This is a genomic window from Tardiphaga sp. 172_B4_N1_3 (assembly GCF_052076035.1).
Taxonomy (GTDB): domain Bacteria; phylum Pseudomonadota; class Alphaproteobacteria; order Rhizobiales; family Xanthobacteraceae; genus Tardiphaga; species Tardiphaga robiniae.
On record NZ_CP197238.1, the window covers coordinates 207,075 to 225,113 of the forward strand.

Below are 18,039 nucleotides of genomic sequence, written 5' to 3' on the forward strand. Positions count from 1 at the left end.
CCCGGCGCCAACGCCAAACTGCGACCGTGGAAACGAAATGGGCTGGAAGGTGGGGCTCAGTCGGTTGGTGCCCCATGTGCCTCTAATTGGCGGCTATGGGGCTGGTGATACGACAGCTACGAGCTATCGTGAAGCAGTGGGCTTTTCGGCTCAGCTTGGGCGATGGGCAGCTCCTGGCGCGAAGGCGACAGTCTGGCTCTAAGGGGCAATAGCTCTTCGAATTATTCCGGTATTCCTGCTCCGCCCAGACCATCGATCAGCAGTACGGTCAAACACGACCAAGATGTGGTCGCATAGAGCAAGCACCTGCGAGTCTGATCATCCGCTTCCGGATGTAGTAATGGCTTTCTCGGGTGTGGAGGCGCCACCATAGTGACGAGAGAGCATGTAGCGCCGACCTGGCCAACCAGTCCTGGCCCATAGACACTGAGTGCAGAAGTATAGACCATACATCCCCCATTAGCTGGTGATATCCAGTTGCTTTATGGAAGGACGCATGCTCGCCGCTCGAGAACGAATCCGAATATCAATATGCTAAATCACGCGTGACGAAGTCGTTCCTTGCGATCCCTCACCGACGTGAGCGCAATCTGTCGCGTCCATCAGCCGTGAGTTCGAATTGTATCGAGAACGCTAGTGCATACCTTTGAAGCGGGTATTGGCGAGATGGGGGTTGTCTTGCTTGATCATTCTGTCCGTAACAACTGCGACGGCGACAGCCGACAGCGCTAGAAAAAATATAACTGCGAGCGTTTTCATGCATGATTGATCGCGTGCAAATTGGACACGCGAGGGCCAAAAAGCGTGGCGTATTGAGACCAAGATATCCGAATGTTGATTGTGTTGCGGTGGTTTGGACAGAGGTCCGTTGTCGCATTGCATAGTTATATCGCAGTCCACGTTGCTAATACCGTGTTGCGCGACACCGCAAGCAACGGTCGTCAACTGAATCAGATTGGAAATAGTTGAAGCGCCGACACATTTCGCTCAATGGAGAGATGTTGAGCAATATTTCGAGTTGTTGAGCAATCTGAGCAACAAGGTTCCGCCGCACGGTTCGGTTACGGCAATCACTGCACGCGCATTCGTAGTGTTGTGCCGGAGCATGGTCGTGGCCAGGAATGAGATCGGACAAGGCGAAATCCAGATTCCCAACCGCGCTCAATCTCATCGGCCCCGATCGATTCCGAAAATCGCTAGTCGTTAGGTGCCAGCGACATGCTGAAAACAACAAGCGCGCGTCGCGAGAGCAGACCTCCGCACGAGGTCAGTCGTCGCTGCCGTCTAAATTTCACACGCTGAGATTTGTAGGCGCATAAAGCTGCTGAAATCGCTTCTCGATTTTTGACTAAAGCCCGCAAATACCCGGACAATAAGGATTCGACGTTATGTTTAGGCACAGGTTAAGCATCATGCAGAATCTGAGTTGGGCAATCCCGATCGCAATCGGAGTCATGGCGCCTGCTCATGCGCAACCCAGATTCGACAATTTGGCCGGTTCATGGTCAGGCGTGGGGTTGATGAAGCCATCCGATGGACCGCGCGAACGCGTCCGTTGCAAGGTAGACTACACGGTCAAAAATGAGGGGCAGTCCGTGAAGATGGATGTGCGCTGTGCGAGCGATGCTTACAAGATGGAGCTGAGCGCCAATATCGACCAAAGAGGTTCAGTGCTTTCGGGAAATTGGTTTGAAAGCCAGTACCGCCAAGGTGGCAAGATCTCAGGGCAAAGCATCGACGGTGTCATCGATGCAAAGATCGAAAGCGATACTATCACGGCATTATTGACTGTTCGGACGAACGGAAACCGTCAATCGTTTGCGATGGAATCGCCGGGAGCATGGGTTTCACAGGTCTCGATTAACCTGTCGCGCGAGACTCGATAAATCGCTTGTATTTATATGGAGAGGTAGGATTCGACGTCCATGAACGTTCCGCAAATTCTTGCTGTCTATGACGACGTTGAAACTAGGGTGCTCCTGTCTCGTTATATTCTGGAGCCGGGATTTCGCGTGCAACTCGCTTCTAGGTGTTCGAAGGTCAGGGGGGCGTATAGATACCAACAGTATCGATCTAATTGTTCTCTATGTGATGTTACCTGCCGGATCGAGATTCGATGTTCGCCGCGACCAGCGGATAATGAAGTTGAATATCCCTGCAAGCGACGCAATCTTCCGCATCAAATATCCAGTCGTTTGAAATCTTCGGACATGTGGCGCCCTACTTCAGTCAACGCCCAACGAGACGTTTCCGCTGTGAGAAAAGTTGAGTTGGACCGCGGTCCCGCATGGAGAAGAAGTTGAGCTGGTTCAGAGGCGTCTTCCAGAGACTGATGAAAAACGGTGTCTTAATGTCATTGCATGCTCCAATTCATTTGGAGGAGGATGTTTTCCGAAGGTTGATCGCAAAAGCCGCCGGCCTCCTAACGTGGAGATCTGCGAATTCGATAGATCGGATCCCCCCCCCCCCCCCCCCCCCCCCCCGGCGAGCACGATCCTCGCGGCTTGAGCATATCGGCTGTTCGAGAATGCAACGTACGGCTTTCCCCGACGTCGAGTTGAGATCGATCCCGAATTGGTCCGAGCGAGCGCTCATCGATGATCGTTCTCACCACAAACCAATCGGCAGGGACTCTGAACGGTGAAGTTCTTTAGAATTCCTGCAAGCGTTGCCTTGATCGCAGGACTGGTGCCGGTTCAGTCGGTTCAATCGGTGCTGCCGAGTGCGGAAGGGATTTGGCAGATCTCCGACGACATCGGAAACCCGAGCGGATGGTTCAATATTTACATTCGGTCTGGCGTATATGAAGGACAGATCGTCAAGGTCTTTTTCACGCCGGGCCAAGCCGCCGCAAGCCTGCTTTGCACCGCATGCCGGGGAACGCAAAAGGACGCTCCGGCGCTTGGTCTAACCTTCATTGTAGGTATGAAGAAAGATGGCTTGGCCTATGACAACGGCCGTATCTTGAACCCATTGGATGGTCTTTTGTACCGGGCTCGCATGGACCTGAGCGAGGATGGCAACAACCTAATCGTTCAAATCTATCTGACTGCAGATAAGTTTGGCGCACCCCGAGTATGGAGCCGCGTTCCCGATAGTCGCGAGACCCGTCAATTCATGGCAATGCCCGCCAAGGATTGATTGATTTTATGCACATGCTCGCGTTCGTAGCGCTGACCTTAACGTTACTTTTGGGCGGTTGCGCGTCGCTTCCTCGCGCACCCTTGGCGTCGGCCAATGCGACGGTCATTCGCAACATTTCCAAGGCACGTTTGACGGCACAGGAAAGTCAACGCCTGTTTCAGGGCCGCGATAGCCGTGTACCATTGACGATCCTCGCGCTGTCTGGAGGTGGCGCAGATGGCTCTTACGGAGTCGGTTTCCTTGCCGGATGGACAAAGACTGGCCAGCGTCCTGATTTCGATGTCGTCACCGGTTCGAGCGTAGGTGCCCTAATCGCGCCCTTCGCATTTCTTGGCTCTCGTTACGATCCTGTTCTTCGAAAAGCCCTGACCGCGGGCCTGGCCGACGACCTGTTGCAGTGGGCTGGAGTGGACGCGATCATCGGGTCAAGCGTCTACGAGTCCGGACCGTTGCGTGAACTAATCGCGCGTTATGTCGACGATGCGCTCATTGATGCAGTGGCCGCCCGGCACCGCGAAGGCACGCGGTTGATCATCGCAACTACGAACGTCGATACGCAATCGACGACATTGTGGAACATGGGAGAGATCGCTGCCAGCAACAGCCCGCAACGCCAAGATTTGTTTCGCAGCTTGCTCGCAGCATCTGCTGCCATACCAGGTATCTTTCCGCCGGTGTTTATCGAGGTAAGTTCCGGAGACCAAGCCTATGTCGAGATGCATGTGGATGGAGGCGTCAGTTCGAACGTGACACCGGTTCCGGAGACATTGCTGATGTCATCTACCCGGATAGCGAAATCCCGGCTGTTCGTCATCATCAACGGCAAACTGAGCAACGATCCCGCCTATACAGCGGACTACACGCTACCGATCGTAGTGCGGTCGTTCCAGACAGCGGTCAAGGCGAATACCCGCAGTACCATGGTTTCGACCTTTGCGTTTTGCCAACGTAACGGCTGGGAATGTAACGCGACCGCAATCGACGCGCACCTCCCCACGCCGCCGGGCGTTGCAACGTTCGACCAGAAGTATATGGAGGCACTTTATGAATTCGGGATGCTGAAAGCGTCCTCCGGACGAGGTTTCGAGCGTTCCCTCCAAAGCCGTCATGCATTCGGTTTTTAAGTCTTTCGTTCGCTTACCGGGTAGCGTGGTCACCAGTGCTTGCTTGGCCAGCAAAAGTTCGACACAAATTCAGCTTCGGTACAAATACTCGGACACGCTTCGTCCATTGAGAGCAACGCCCAAGGTCTATCTTCTTATCAGGGCAGTCGATGCACCGAAACGGTCGCACGCGATCCTACGCGAAGAGGAACATAGATTAATGAACGCCACCTCCAAACACTGGCGCAGCGTGATTGGCAGTATCACAATGGCGGTCCTTCTTCAGCCTATGGTGAATGCACGCGGCTCTTCCGCGACGATGACCGTGAAGACGGTCTCTGTCGAGGCGTCGCATATCGCCAAACGGATCACCGCGACCGGAAATGTCGTGGCCTGGCGCGAGATACCGATCGCGACGGAGGCCAGCGGTGTTTCCGTCAGCGATATTCTGGTCGATGAAAACGAGATCGTTGCGAAAGGACAGGTTCTGGTACGTCTGAATGACGATCAGATCGCTGCGGAATTCGCTAAGCAGAAGGCGGTGATCTTCGAGCTCGAGGCCGCTCTCGTCAATGCGCGGTCGGATGCCGGGCGCGCGCGTCTTGTGACGCCGGGGACGATAAGTGCCCAGACGATTGAGCTCCGCGAAACGCTCGTCCGGACGACGGAAGCCAAGCTGGAAGCTGCGCAGGCGCAGCAGGTTCAGATCGAGGCGCGTCATAGGCAGATGACGGTCGTCGCGCCCGCAGCGGGAATCATTGCATCTCGCGCGGTCACAACGGGGCAGGTGATCCAGAGCGGGACCGAACTGTTTCGGCTCATCCAGGATTCGCGTATCGAAGTAGATGCCCGAGTGCTTGAATCCGATCTCCTCGCAATGGCCGTCGGGCAATCGGTGATGATTGTCGGGCCGGGGGGTATTCAGGAAGAGGGGCGCGTGCGGATGGTTTCGCCGATCGTTGACCCCAAGACCCGGCTGGGAACAGTTCGTGTCATGCTGCCGGCCAATTCGAAATTGAAGCCAGGGATGTTCGCTAGGGTAGAAATCTCAGCCGAGAGCAGGCTTGCTTTGACCGCGCCCCTCAAGGCGCTGGTTTGGCGGGACGCAAAGGCCCACGTGTTCAAGATCGCCTCGGGAAACGTCGTGTCGCTGGCCGAGATTGGCATCGGCCAGCTCGGCGGTAGCAGCGTCGAGATCCTGAGCGGTGTCGGCGCTGGCGAGCGCATCGTCACTGAGGGAGCTGGGCTGCTCAGCGATGGCGACGTAGTAAACGTTGAGACAGCCTCTGTGAGAAATCCGGTCCAATGACCAACATGTCCGCGTGGGCAATCCGCAACCCCGTCGCCACGATCGTCCTGTTCATCCTGCTCACTCTTGCCGGGGTGGTCTCGTTTTCTAAGCTTCGGCTGAACGCAATGCCCGACATCGACGTTCCCGTTGTGACGGTAAACGTCGCATGGATCGGTGCAGCGCCCACAGAGGTCGAGACGCAGATTACACGCGTAGTGGAGGACAGCGTTGCTGGGCTCGGCAATGCCAATCGCGTACGGTCGAGCGTGAACGAAGGGATGTCTTTCAGCAGCGTCGAATTCGCCATAGGCACGGACATTGACCGGGCGACCAATGACGTCCGGAATGCCGTTATGTCCATTCGCTCGAAGCTGCCCCAAGGTGTGCTCGATCCCGTCATACAACGTGTCGAAGCGACGCAGCAGGCGATCCTGACTTTCATCGTGGATGGGCCCGGAGTACCGCCCGACGACCTGAGCTGGTTCGTCGATAGCGACGTCGCCAGAGCAGTCCTCGCGGTTCCAGGCGTGGCACGCGTCTCGCGGTCGGGCGGTGTCGAGGCAGAAATATCGGTCAGGCTCGACCCCGACCGTCTGGCGGCGTTTGGCTTGACGGCTTACGAGGTGTCCGACCTCATTAAGGCCCAGAACATCAATCAGCCGGGCGGCCGTGCGACTTTAGGGAGCTCGGAGCAGGCAATCCGTACTGTTGGAAGCGTTCCGGATGTCGCCTCGCTACGCGATACGCGCTTCGCCTTCAGCGACGGCCGAAGCATCAAGCTGTCCGATCTCGGCACGATTGATCATTCATGGGCGGAACCTCGGCAACGGGCTCGGTTCGACAATCGTGAGGTAGTCAGCTTCAGCGTCTTCCGCGCCGTTGGCTCCGGCGAAGTCGCCGTGGCTCAAGCCGTCCGAAAGCGGATATCCGAACTCGCGGCCAGATATCCTAAAATGAAGATAGTCGAAGTCACGTCGTCGGTCGATGTCGTGATCGAGGGATACGATGCTGCCATCGAAGCGCTTTTGATCGGAGCGATGCTGGCGGTCTTGGTCGTCTGGCTATTTCTGCGCGACTTTCGCGCCACACTCATCTCGGGTCTCGCGCTTCCGCTGTCGCTAATCCCCACCTTCGCGATCATGTATGTCCTGAACCAGTCGCTCAATAATATCTCCCTGCTGGGAATCGCACTGGTTGTCGGCATCCTGGTCGATGACTCCATTGTAGAAATTGAGAATATCGTTCGACATATTAGGGAATCCGGCAAAAGCGTTTACGACGCGGCAATCGAGGCTGCCGACGAGATCGGGCTTGCCGTCGTCGCGACCACCTTCGCTATCATCGCGGTGTTTCTACCAGTGGGTCTGATGCCGGGAATTCCCGGGCAGTTCTTCAAGGCGTTTTCGATCGCTGTCTGCAGCGCCGTGTTCTTCTCGCTGGTCGTAGCACGCCTATTGACGCCCTTGATGGCGGCCTACCTCTTGAGAGGCGATACGAACGAGCAACGTGAACCCGCCTGGGTCTCCGCTTACGTACGGACACTACAGTGGACTTTGCGGCGTCGCTGGATCACCGTCGTCGCCGGGCCGGTATTCGTCCTAGCGACGCTTCCGCTTGTATTGCATCTTCCGGCCGATTTCATGCCGACCGCCGATCGCGGCCGCTCCATTCTCACCGTCGAACTGGCTCCCGGTGCGACCCTTGAGGAAACCGATGCCGCGACCCGGAAAATTGTTGGAGTGTTCAAGGTGCGGCCGGAGGTTGCTTCCGTCTTTTCAACGATCGGGGCGCAGATATCGAGCGTATCCGGCCCAGGCGATCTGACCACCTCGATCGGCGAAGTAAGGAAGGCGACGGTCACGATCAATCTGGTGCCGCGTGGCGAAAGGACGCTTTCGCAGCAAGCATTCGAGACTGCTATGTTTTCGGAGTTGTTTCGCGTCGCGGGTGCGCGGGCGCGCTTCGGTGGAGACGGGGCGTCCGCCGCGACGATCCAGATTTCGCTGCTAAGCGATGAGGCCGCGTTGCTGTCCGCATCTGCGGAACGATTAGCACGAGACATGCGCTCGACGCCAGGGTTTCGCAGCGTCACCGTGAACGGTAGCCTCGCCAGGCCCGAGCTTCAGATCATCCCGAAGAAAGACAAGGCAGCCGCTCTCGGTGTTTCCACGACGACAATCGCGCGGACCGTCAATATTGCCACGGTGGGGGACATCGAACAGAATCTTGCCAAGTTCAGCCTCGACGTTAGGCAAATTCCGATCCGTGTGATGTTGGACGAGGCCGGGCGTAAGGACCTCTCGCGTCTCTCCATTCTGCAGGTCCCCGCTTTCGAAAAGCCAGTGCCGTTGTCGTCGGTTGCCGATTTCGTTCTGGGCGCCGGATCGATTCAAATAGACCGTCTGGATCGCACCCGTAGCGAGACCGTGGAAGCGCAATTGACCGGACTGACAGTGGGGGAGGCAGAGGACCTGGTAGCGAAAATGCCATCGATCAGGGTCTTGTCGCCATCGGTCATTCAGAAACCGGCCGGCGATTCCGAGCGTATGGAAGAATTGTTCAATAGCTTCACTCTCGCAATTAGCACTGGCGTCGTGTTGCTCTTTATCGTTCTCGCACTTCTATTCAACGGCTTCATCCAGCCGATGACAATTCTGACAGCGCTTCCGTCGTCGTTGGCTGGAGCGTTTGGCCTGTTGCTCCTTACGCAAACATCCATCTCATTGCCTGTCCTTATCGGAATTCTAACTTTGATGGGTATCGCAGCCAAGAACTCGATCCTACTCGTCGAATATGTGATCGTAGCCCGGCGCGATCGGGGGTTGGAGCGTGCGGAGGCGCTGATGGAGGCCGCGCGGAAGCGAGCCCGTCCGATTGTCATGACGACCCTCGCCATGGCGGCTGGCATGCTACCGATCGCATTAGGAATAGGGGCCGAATCCGAAAGACGGGCGCCTATGGCGATCGCCATCATCGGAGGGTTGATCAGTTCGACGATCTTGAGCCTGATATACGTTCCAGCTTTCTTCACGGTGATGGACGACTGCGAACGTTGGATAAGCCGACGTTTTCAGGGGCGGTAAAGCAAGAGACGCCCGACGGAAAATCGGGCGTCTAGTCGTCCTACTGGGGCGGTCGTTCGCAGAGGGAAAGCGGTGTGTCATCGAGATCATCGAGATAGCGCTGGTTCACTCAAGCGCACCGCCGAGTCCGGGCCCGTGCTGTCGTATGACTTCAGAAGCGAGGCGTCGCGCCCGTCGTTCGGCTTCGATCTGACTGAAGACGCTAGCAAGCTGCTCGATGCTTCCGTCCGATCAAAATGCGTAGTTCGCCCGCCAGCATTCGACGAGCGATGAACGACAACGCGGGGCGCGCCCGGTACGCCTTTCGCCCGGGCCGCGTTAGTCAAGCGTAGATGCCAGGTCCGGACGACGTATGGACCCGACCGCCCCAATTGACGAACAACTCATCCGTCGTTGCAGTCGCGACAACGGGAATCCAGCCAGAGGAGCGCGGCACGCTTTCGTGCCGCGCCATGTTAGTCAGGGCCTCACAGATGCTCTCGGTCCGTTATCTGTCCATTCGGGCGGCAGCCCGATCTTAGCGCCGGCCATACCTACAAGACCCGGAGAGCGACCGTACGTCTCGCAGGCCGCATACTTTGGTGCCAGACCGATATTCGAGTTTATCTTCTGCCAGGAGGGAATGTTGATGTTCATGGACTTGAAGGGAGTTTCTCCTTTTACTAGTAAATTTCCGAAGTCATCGCCAAACGCCGATGCGAGTTCATAGACATCGCTTGCCTTCGATGCTCGCGGCGAACTGAAGAGGACCCCCGCGCCTCGGCCCCACAGCATAGCAGCCTGCTGCCTCCCGGAAGCGTCGATAGCCTCGGCTTCTATGGAAAGGTCGCCAAGACCATAGGGTATGCGGGGAATGGGTATGGGAACGTTGGTGCCCATATCGATGAATGAGGTGCTAAGCGATCCTATCGCGGAAACACCGGCTGCAACTTCGTCGGTTTCCGTTGCCTTCGTAACGGTCGCGCGCACCGTGAGATCTGCAGGCTCGGTCGGAAGTACGACCCGGAAGCGGTCGCTAAGACTGATGCACAGAGCTCGATCGACAGTGTTCGACACTAGCACGCGCTGGCCCCCAGACAGTTTCGGCGCGATGGTCGATGGAAATATCGTTGGAGATATGTTGATCGTCTTTGCCGCCAGGACTTGCTCTTTCCGGATCATCAATTTGGACTTTGTGAGTTTACCGTCGGAGGGACTTAGTCCCTCGTAGGATGACAACCGCGTGCCTTGAACGGCGGGCGTAGTCGCGCAGCCTGGCAGGATGGTCGCGATGGCAAGCATCGCGAAAGGCAACGAGGAGTTTGGGCGGATTTTTTCTGAATCCACGATCGGACCCAACCGCTCACGGAATTTAGCCGTCTTCATAGCCGTCGGTCGACGGAGACTGGCAAGGAAGCCCATTCGATACCCCTAAGTGTTGATACTGAGGTATTGATAGACTTGTCAGATTGCCCGGTTTCCGGCCGAATGTGTCAGAGCATGTCTTTTAAGTCGATTTTTGTGTCAAAGACCAACTTGCCGCAGAGAAGGACATATTTCGTTACAAAACTTGTTATCCAATCTTTGTCGAGCCCATTATTGCTCCTTAGAGTTTATTCGGATCCTATCCAATGCATGTGCCGCAGATTCTCGTTGTAGATGACGATCTCCAAATTCGAAAACTTCTCGCGCGCTATGTGCAGGAGCAAGGGTTCCGCGTGCAGCTCGCATCCAAATGCGCGGAGGCTCGCGAGCGTATAAATACCAATCAAATTGATCTCATCGTTCTAGACGTGATGTTGCCCGACGGGTCCGGGCTCGACTTTTGCCGCGATCTGCGGGCTACGAAGTCGAATATCCCGATCATCCTGCTTACAGCGCTGAAGGAGGATATCGATCGGATCATCGGCCTAGAGATCGGCGCCGACGACTATCTCGGCAAACCCTTCAATGCGCGCGAACTCGTCGCGCGGATCCGCGCGGTCCTGCGCCGCAGCCGCGACAGTCGCGCGACGCACAGCGATGCAAGCCGGTATGTGTTCGAGGGATTCACTGCCGATCCTTCCGTCCGATCGGTGATCGATCCCAATGGCGGAAATATCGAGCTCACCGGAGCGGAATTTGACCTTTTGCTCGCCTTTCTCGACCGGCCTGGTCGTGTGCTAACACGCGATCAACTGCTTGATCTGACGCGAGGCCGCGACGGCGACGTGCTCGATCGTTCGATTGACGTCTTGGTCAGCCGTCTGCGCCGCAAGCTGTCAGACGGTGTTGCCGCTTCGCTGTTCAAGACGGTTAGAAACGGCGGCTATCAACTGGCTGCCAAGGTCGTTCAGTTGGAAGAGCAGCAATGAATACTCTTCGCGCGAAGATCGCTCTGCTTCTCGTAACGACCATCGTCACCGTCGTCGTCTGCATAACGGTTGCAACGATGTACGTCTTCAGAGCGCCGGACGAAGAGGTGGTCGATCTGCTCGCCAGGCAACTGATCCTCATGCAGCGCCTTGCGATCAATGATCCTCTGGGCAAAGAATTATCCGCTGTGCCTGAGAATGGTTCTACGGACGACAAACGGACGGCGATGTTTCGCGACCTCACCGCTCGACTGGGCACGCCACTGGACATCGTCATCACGCGAAAGGAAGGTCTGGAAGCGAGGCGTTTTCAGACGGCATCGGTGCGCGTCGAATCGCGCGGATGGCTGATCGTCGATCTCGATCCCCCGCCCGACATTGAATTGGTGTGGTGGCTTCTCTTCATCACGATAGGCGTCGGAGGCGTCGGAGTTCTTGCGGCCAACCGGATGATCCGGCCGTTGGTCATGCTCGAGAGCGCCGTCGAGATGGTAAATCCCGACGGCGTCTTACCAGAACTACCGGAGCGGGGGCCTGCCGAAGTACGGGCGACTGCGCGAGCGCTTAATTTGCTTTCCGCCCGGCTAAAGCGAGCGATGGAAAGCCGTATGCGCCTCATCGCCGGGGCGGGTCACGACTTTCGCACGCCGCTGACGCGAATGAGCTTGAGGGCCGAATTTATTGAAAATGAAGAAGAACGGGAATTGTGGTTTAGCGACATCAAAGAGCTCGATCATATCGCAGATAGTGCTATCGAGTTGGTTCGGGGGGAAATCACCGAAGCCTCGTCGGAGATCATCTGCATGGAGGACCTGGTGCAGAGCGTAACGACGGAACTACGACACCAGAAATTTGAAATTGAAATCCACTCCACCGCCAAAGCGAGCGTGCAGGGCAATCGCGTCGCGCTGATGCGCGCATTGCGAAATCTTTTGATCAACGCCGCTACCCATGGAAAACGAGGCACCGTAAGCGTCGTAGGTGGCAAGACGGCGCGGATTACCATATGTGATGAAGGCCCCGGGATACCGGCGGACCTGATGGATCAGGTGTTCGAACCGTTTTTCCGTGCCGATCCTGCGCGCGCGCAGAACATCCCTGGTGCCGGTCTGGGCCTATCGATCTCGCGCGATATCATTCGCAAGGCGGGAGGAGACATCAAAATAAGCAACAAGCTCGGGGGCGGTCTGCTTCAGGTCGTAGAACTGCCGACCGTATAGTTTCACAATACGTCAGATCATTGACTTAGTGCCAGCGCGATTTTCCTGATCGGCTGAGGAATACGAAGTTGCGGCGGACCCCGCGGCGCCGATGCTAACATGCGGATGCTCTATCACTACTTCGGCAGCAAGGATGCGCTGTACATCCGTGTGCTCGAAATTATGTTCAACGATATCCGCGTGCAGGAACAGGGCTCAAGCTGAATAACATGGAGCCGCTGGCGGCCAATGATAGAGCTCTTTGATTCCACCTACAGCCATTTCGCGGCGAATCCGCTCTTCATCCGGATTCTCGCCAGCGAAAACCTTCTTGGCGCGAAATTCCTGACGCGGTCAAAAGCGTCTCGACGCTGTCATCGCCATTGCTGTTGGCGATCAAAGAAGTGCTTTCACGAGGCGAAGGAGGGGGTCTTTCGGCGCGGTATTGATCCGCTTCAACTTTACGTCAGCATGGTAGCGATGAGCTATGTCCACATTCTCAACGCGCCGACCTTTTCGCATTTTGTTCGGCACCAACCTTCGTCGCCGTCCTGGAGAGCAGCGGCGCCGGCACGCCACCGAGATGATGATTGCGTTTTAGGTTTCGTGCCGTCTCGTTAGGTCGAGATCGAAACGGCGCGAGGCCAGATGCAATCTTGCGACGACCGCTTCTGGCGCGAAGCGAACACGGCTGTGTTTTGCAGTCCGTCCAGCTACCGTTGGCGGTTCTGAGCTAGCAAACCTGTATGCCGCTTCGTCTGCTCACGCGGAAGATATTGATACGACCCGATACTTCAATTACCGCGTTGCGGCCTCATCGGGCTGTTTTATAGTTTCGACCAAACAAACCGCAATGGCAAACGCTCCACTTCCATAGTGAAGGTCATGCTTTTCGATTCATCCATCTGGCTTCGCGCTCTATGTTGGCCGCCACCAAAGGCGCTTGCTTGGCCGCGATGGGCGGAGAGAAGACGTAGCCCTGCACGAAATCGCAATCGAACGCGGCGAGCAAGTCCACCTCCGCCGCCATTTCGGCTCCTTCGGCCACGACACTCATTCCCAGCCCATGTGATAGAGCGATGATCCCTCCGAGCAACTTACGTTTCTCCGGCACCGTTGCAATGCCGTCCACGAATGTCCGATCTATCTTCAAACAATTGAATGGAAGACGCGTCAAATAGCCGAGCGAAGAATAGCCGGAGCCAAAATCGTCAAGCGCCAGCTGGACGCCTAACTTCGATAAGGCTGCAAGCGTGCTACTGACTTTCTGCTTAGTATGATCGACAAACAAACTTTCGGTCAGTTCCAGGCAGAGCAACTCTGAAGGAAGACCAGTCTCTGCGAGTACACTCGAAACTACTGTCTCAAAATCCCCGTTCCAGATTTGGGCCGGAGAAACGTTCACCGAAACGGATCGTGGCGGCAACCCGGCATCTAACCAACTGCGCATTTGTTTGCAGGCGTTGCGTAGCACCCAATGGCCGAGATCAACAATGAGGCCAGTGCTTTCCGCGATGGGAATGAATTCCGAAGGCGAAATCGGCCCACGCTCAGGATGATTCCAGCGCAGCAGCGCTTCGAAACCACTTACGCGGCCGGTCTTCAAATCAACTTGTGGCTGGTAATGTGCTCTGAGGCCCCCAGTCTCTACGGCGTGGCGCAGGCGTCGGCCCAGGTCTAGCCTTTGATCAACCGCCTGGGCGTAAATGGGCTCAAAAAGCTGCGCTCGGCCGCGTCCGGCCTCTTTGGCCATGTAAAGCGCAAGGTCTGCGTTGCGGGAAGCTTTTTCCGCCGTTGCCCCATGTTCTGGCAAGACGGCAATGCCGATGGTCGCGCCAATGCAGGCCTCGCCTTCGGCGAGTTCGACGGGGACCGATAACTTAGCGATAAGCCGATTTGCAAGGATGAGCAGCGCTTTGGTAGACGTGCAACCCTCGTCGGTCAGCACTGCAAATTCGTCGCCGCCGATCCGGGCGATAAACGCTTGCGGATTGAGCTCTTGCGTAAGGACTGCCGCCACATGAGTCAGCAAACTATCGCCACCGGAATGACCGAAGGAATCATTGACCTCTTTGAAGCGATCGAGGTCGATGAGTAACAGCGCGCGGTTCCCGCCTTCCGCGATGGACCTTTCCAGAAGATTGGCAAGTTCACGCTTAAAAAGAGCGCGATTGGCGAGGCCTGTCAAAGGATCGGTATAGGCTAGCTGCTCGAGCCTGCGCTCAGCCTCTTTGCGATCGGTGACGTCTTGAGCGGTGCCAATTATGCCGATGATCTTTCCATGGGAAATTTCCGCCTTGCAGATTACGGCCAGATCGCGCGTCGTGCCGTCGGCGTGTACGACGCGTATGTCCGTGGCCTCCATCATGCTGCTGCGAAGGACACGCTTCTGCATCTTCAGAAGACAGTCGGCATCGTTGTCTAGAAAATAGGGCCTTGTGCTTTCATCGGTTGGTTCAAACGTGGCAGGGTCCAAGCCAAGCATTTGATAGAGTTCAGGCGACCACGCCGTTCGGCCGGTGTCCAGGCGGTAGTTCCAGGTCCCCATCTTGCCGAGGCGATGAGCTTCTTCCAGAGCCCGCGTACGCTGGTCGAGCAACGCTCTAGCTACGCTAAGCTGTGTGATGTCGCTCGCTGTGCCGCGGTAGCCTATGAACGTCCCGTCATCGGCGAAGATTGGCTTGCCGCTTGTGCAGATACTGATCCGCGAGCCATCATTTCCAACCGATGTATAGACAAAGTCTCGAAAAGGGCGATGGGCTTCCATGTCCGCTCTGTGGCAGGCCATGGAGGCTTCCTCTTCGGGTGGATAAGACAATTCCCAGCGTGCCCTTCCGCCGGAAGCGACGGTTTGCAAGGCTGCATTACCATCGAGCGACTTAGGATAGGGAAGTAGCCGATGGTCGGGGCCACTCTCCCAGCACCAGTCCGAAGCGGTGCTGACGAAATCCGCAAGCCGCTGTTCGCTCTCCGCTAACCGCTGCAGCGCGGACGTTTCCAGAGTGACGTCGCGGACAATGCCGGATACCCGCTGAACCTGACCGATTAAATTAAAATCTGGTTCGCCGTGCACTACGCAATCAAGCAGACTGCCATCAGATTTGCGAAGTCTCGTCTGTACCGCAAATGGCCGCCCCTCTGTCCAACACGCTGAATAATGCGCCTCTAAAATATTCCGGCTTTCAGGCAGGTGACGTTCTTGCAAAGTAGCAATAGCAATGGAGCCATCGACCGTCTGGAAGTCGTATAAGGAAGCGAATTCGGATGATACCCAGAAATCGGTCGCAGCAGCGCTGTACGACTCCCAATACCCTACGCGAGCCATCCTCATTGCGCGCCGCAGCGACCGCTCCTCATGCCAGCGGCGCCGCGCTTCTGGAGGCTGCCCCAATGACAATCTACGAACGGCCATCTTTCCCCACCAAGACGAACGCACACAATAATACAGCTAGATTGGTAGCATGCAGCTTTAAAAGATTTGAGCGGAAGTGGCGGCAGTAGGGGGGCGCCCTGCATCTTGGTATAATTTGGGTAAATAGCAGCTGAAAACGTCGAACTGGATTCGGCGCCCCTTGAAACCAAACGGGCGTAGCGTCGGCACGTGCGAAGGAATATATTCCATAATGGAGGTAGACCGCCGTTTGCCGCACAATTTGAGGTGCGCGCTCGAGCATCCGCTCGTTGGTCTGAAACGGATTTGGGACCCTGCGACGACTTTACCGGCCCCAGAATGCCGGCGTCGCCTTGAAGCGCCGCCATTTCTTGCGCAGCGTTTTCGCGGCCGCAATCTCGTCGCGGGCCTGCCAGCCGGTGACCGTGCCGATGGCGAGGTGAAGCGCGGCCTGATCGTCCTGCCTGACGGAACCGAGCAATCCGCGGATACTTGCGATGTCGCACACGCGTCCCAGATTCTTTTGGAGCCTGGCGAGCCGAGCCACGTAGCGCTTGGCGGGCGCATGGCCGGCGTAAAGTGGCAAGAAGAATTCCGCCGCATAGCGCAGCCTCTTGAGCTGGATCCTGAGACTGTGCCGTGCAGCGGTGTCGAGCTGCCGGAAGTGCGTGCCACGCTTGCGCACCTTCCGCTGCTGTCGCGCCAGAATTTTGTCGGCGAGCGCCGGCATCGGCTGCGACAGGACAGCCAGCGCATCGCTGTCGATATCGTTGCGCCAGCTGCGGCGCTCGACCCAGTGCCCGAGCGAAAGCAGAAAACGGCTGTAGCGCGGATCGTCGAGAACCGCCTGAAGGCTGCCATAGCTCGACTTGCGCTGCCGCTCGATTGCCTCGCGCAAGCCGCCGAAGTCGACCTCCGGCGTGGTCGTCGCCACGCGAGAAACGATCGTGGTGGCGAAAACGTCCCAATCGCGGGTTCGGCCGAGCTGTCGCATCAGCCATCTCGCTTCGCTGTTGATGGCCTCGAACGAGGGCGATGGAATCTCGCGCCGGAACAGCGCACAGATCGTGCGCAACCGGCGCAGAGCGATGCGCATCTGGTGCACGCCTTCGGGGTCGGATCCCTCCTTTGCCACCGCATGATTGCGCAGGAGATGATGCCAGCAGGCGCCCGCCAGCAGCGCAATGACGTCGTCAACCGCGTGCTCGGCAGTGATGTTGACGGGTTCGGCTTTCACCGCCGGTTGCACGACGTCGAACGCCAGCGCATAGCCGCGTTCCGCCTTGCTTCGTGTGCCGACCTGCAGCGGCGCGGCATCGAGCAACTGCGTTCCGAGATCAAACAGCGCACCGGCGTTGCCGCTCTTCAATTCGAGCTCGATCTCGGACAGGACTTTTTGACGCGTACCGGCCTCGATAGTCCCCACGTCGAAGGCGACTTCAACTGACGCATCAGGCAGATCGAGCTGCCGTGCATGCCGGCGAACTCTTGTCGCAAACGCTGGCACGAGCGCATCGGGCGTAAGCGTCGTCAGCGGATCTCCGATCTCGGCGACAGGAAGCCGCGCCAGATCGGGAGTCATGCCGTCAACCGGTGTTTCCCACTGTCGTCGCGCCAACGGCCGCCCGATGTCGGGCAGAAGCTTCAGCGTCTGAATGAAATGCTTGCCGCTGCGTCGCACGCGCAGCGACATGCCGCGTTGAAACAGCGCCCCCTCGGGTGTGTCGTAATAAATTGTCTCCAGCCGGCGGACCACGCCGCGATTGCGCGCATGCTGCACGATGACGGGGATCTCGCGCAGTTTTTCGAGGATAGCTTGCGGCGCCAGCAGCTTAAGTTCGATTTCCGCCTGTTCACCCGGTCGTACAGCAATTGCTGCGCCAGCAGAATCGGGCACGATTGGCTGCTGGGCGTTCAATGGTAACTCCATCGGAAGCACGCATCATATTTTATGACACTAGCAAGACATGCCCAAGATGGCGATGGAATGACGCGGTAAATTACGACGGAAATTTCCGGATCGATCGGGACCAGCGGGACTCAGGGCTGTTCGAATGGTGCGAACGCCCACATTCGTGAAAAGCAAAACGCTGCCTCAGCTGGCGGCCTTAATTTGCTTTTCGCTTGGCGGTTTGATCGGGATCTGCGGTACGGGACCAGTCACGACTGGAGATGATCTACCATTGGATGGCTTATCATCGGAGGCGTGACTTTTGATTGTCTCGAGCACCAGAAAAAACTTCTCGGCAAGCATGGCAGTAACCTCGCTGGCGAAAGTATCTCCATCATTAGTTGCGTCGAGTTGCTGAAAATTCAATCACTTACGGCAGGCCGCCGCAATTAAATTTACGCGCCAGAGTATCGCGAACGGGGCAGCGATATCCGCCTGGTACCTCGTCGAAGCGAAAGCGATCCAGCGGAAGCCGGCGCTGTATTCCGGACGGGTTACATCGTCATTCCGGAAGCGGGAGGGGGCCGCAAAGCGGACCTCGGCA

General features: G+C 57.0%; 11 protein-coding genes. 8 read left to right on the forward strand and 3 right to left on the reverse strand.

The genetic code is table 11. The features are described from left to right. The first annotated feature begins 1,412 nt into the window (after positions 1-1,412). The 5 genes from AB7783_RS00995 (at position 1,413) to AB7783_RS01015 (ending at position 8,621) form a co-directional block, all read left to right on the forward strand. Complete coding sequence (locus tag AB7783_RS00995; RefSeq protein WP_441276532.1) at positions 1,413-1,886, forward strand: hypothetical protein; 474 nt, start codon at positions 1,413-1,415, stop codon at positions 1,884-1,886. A gap of 754 nt (positions 1,887-2,640) precedes the next feature. After that, positions 2,641-3,141 (forward strand): DUF2147 domain-containing protein, encoded by a 501-nt coding sequence (locus tag AB7783_RS01000; protein WP_441276533.1) that lies wholly within the window; start codon positions 2,641-2,643, stop codon positions 3,139-3,141. 14 nt (positions 3,142-3,155) lie between these two features. Beyond that, positions 3,156-4,268, forward strand: coding sequence for a patatin-like phospholipase family protein (locus tag AB7783_RS01005; RefSeq protein ID WP_441276534.1), 1,113 nt, complete (start codon positions 3,156-3,158; stop codon positions 4,266-4,268). A 199-nt stretch (positions 4,269-4,467) separates the two neighbouring features. Beyond that, positions 4,468-5,556 (forward strand): efflux RND transporter periplasmic adaptor subunit, encoded by a 1,089-nt coding sequence (locus AB7783_RS01010; RefSeq protein WP_441276535.1) that lies wholly within the window; start codon positions 4,468-4,470, stop codon positions 5,554-5,556. Further along, a complete protein-coding gene (locus AB7783_RS01015) occupies positions 5,553-8,621 on the forward strand; it encodes an efflux RND transporter permease subunit (protein WP_441276536.1) in 3,069 nt (1,022 codons plus the stop codon). The genes AB7783_RS01010 and AB7783_RS01015 overlap by 4 nt, the downstream gene beginning before the upstream one ends. Before the next feature lie 459 nt (positions 8,622-9,080). Here AB7783_RS01015 and AB7783_RS01020 read toward each other — a convergent pair whose 3' ends face one another. Then, a complete protein-coding gene (locus AB7783_RS01020) occupies positions 9,081-9,986 on the reverse strand; it encodes a DUF3313 domain-containing protein (protein ID WP_441276537.1) in 906 nt (301 codons plus the stop codon). Positions 9,987-10,231: 245 nt separating this feature from the next. On the opposite strand from AB7783_RS01020, the gene AB7783_RS01025 reads away from it, so the two are divergent. From AB7783_RS01025 to AB7783_RS01035, 3 genes are all read left to right on the forward strand, one after another. Continuing rightward, positions 10,232-10,954, forward strand: coding sequence for a response regulator transcription factor (locus AB7783_RS01025; RefSeq protein ID WP_441276538.1), 723 nt, complete (start codon positions 10,232-10,234; stop codon positions 10,952-10,954). Next, positions 10,951-12,174 (forward strand): ATP-binding protein, encoded by a 1,224-nt coding sequence (locus AB7783_RS01030; protein WP_441276539.1) that lies wholly within the window; start codon positions 10,951-10,953, stop codon positions 12,172-12,174. The genes AB7783_RS01025 and AB7783_RS01030 overlap by 4 nt, the downstream gene beginning before the upstream one ends. A gap of 228 nt (positions 12,175-12,402) precedes the next feature. Further along, positions 12,403-12,774: a hypothetical protein gene (locus tag AB7783_RS01035; RefSeq protein ID WP_441276540.1), complete on the forward strand. Its 372-nt coding sequence runs from the start codon at positions 12,403-12,405 to the stop codon at positions 12,772-12,774. A gap of 262 nt (positions 12,775-13,036) precedes the next feature. Here the strand turns inward: AB7783_RS01035 and AB7783_RS01040 are convergent, their stop codons facing one another. Together AB7783_RS01040 and AB7783_RS01045 are read right to left on the reverse strand one after the other, a co-directional pair. Then, complete coding sequence (locus tag AB7783_RS01040) at positions 13,037-15,478, reverse strand: sensor domain-containing protein (RefSeq protein ID WP_441276541.1); 2,442 nt, start codon at positions 15,476-15,478, stop codon at positions 13,037-13,039. A gap of 391 nt (positions 15,479-15,869) precedes the next feature. Then, complete coding sequence (locus AB7783_RS01045) at positions 15,870-17,441, reverse strand: CYTH and CHAD domain-containing protein (RefSeq protein WP_441276542.1); 1,572 nt, start codon at positions 17,439-17,441, stop codon at positions 15,870-15,872. Positions 17,442-18,039: the final 598 nt, after the last annotated feature.

What these genes read in the sequence shown, in the direction of transcription:
- AB7783_RS00995 (WP_441276532.1), top strand. Translation starts at nt 1,413, where the DNA reads ATGCAGAATCTGAGTTGGGCAATCCCGATCGCAATCGGAGTCATGGCG.
- AB7783_RS01040 (WP_441276541.1), bottom strand. Translation starts at nt 15,478, where the DNA reads ATGGCTCGCGTAGGGTATTGGGAGTCGTACAGCGCTGCTGCGACCGAT.
- AB7783_RS01010 (WP_441276535.1), top strand. Translation starts at nt 4,468, where the DNA reads ATGAACGCCACCTCCAAACACTGGCGCAGCGTGATTGGCAGTATCACA.
- AB7783_RS01035 (WP_441276540.1), top strand. Translation starts at nt 12,403, where the DNA reads ATGATAGAGCTCTTTGATTCCACCTACAGCCATTTCGCGGCGAATCCG.
- AB7783_RS01015 (WP_441276536.1), top strand. Translation starts at nt 5,553, where the DNA reads ATGACCAACATGTCCGCGTGGGCAATCCGCAACCCCGTCGCCACGATC.
- AB7783_RS01025 (WP_441276538.1), top strand. Translation starts at nt 10,232, where the DNA reads ATGCATGTGCCGCAGATTCTCGTTGTAGATGACGATCTCCAAATTCGA.
- AB7783_RS01005 (WP_441276534.1), top strand. Translation starts at nt 3,156, where the DNA reads ATGCTCGCGTTCGTAGCGCTGACCTTAACGTTACTTTTGGGCGGTTGC.
- AB7783_RS01030 (WP_441276539.1), top strand. Translation starts at nt 10,951, where the DNA reads ATGAATACTCTTCGCGCGAAGATCGCTCTGCTTCTCGTAACGACCATC.
- AB7783_RS01020 (WP_441276537.1), bottom strand. Translation starts at nt 9,986, where the DNA reads ATGAAGACGGCTAAATTCCGTGAGCGGTTGGGTCCGATCGTGGATTCA.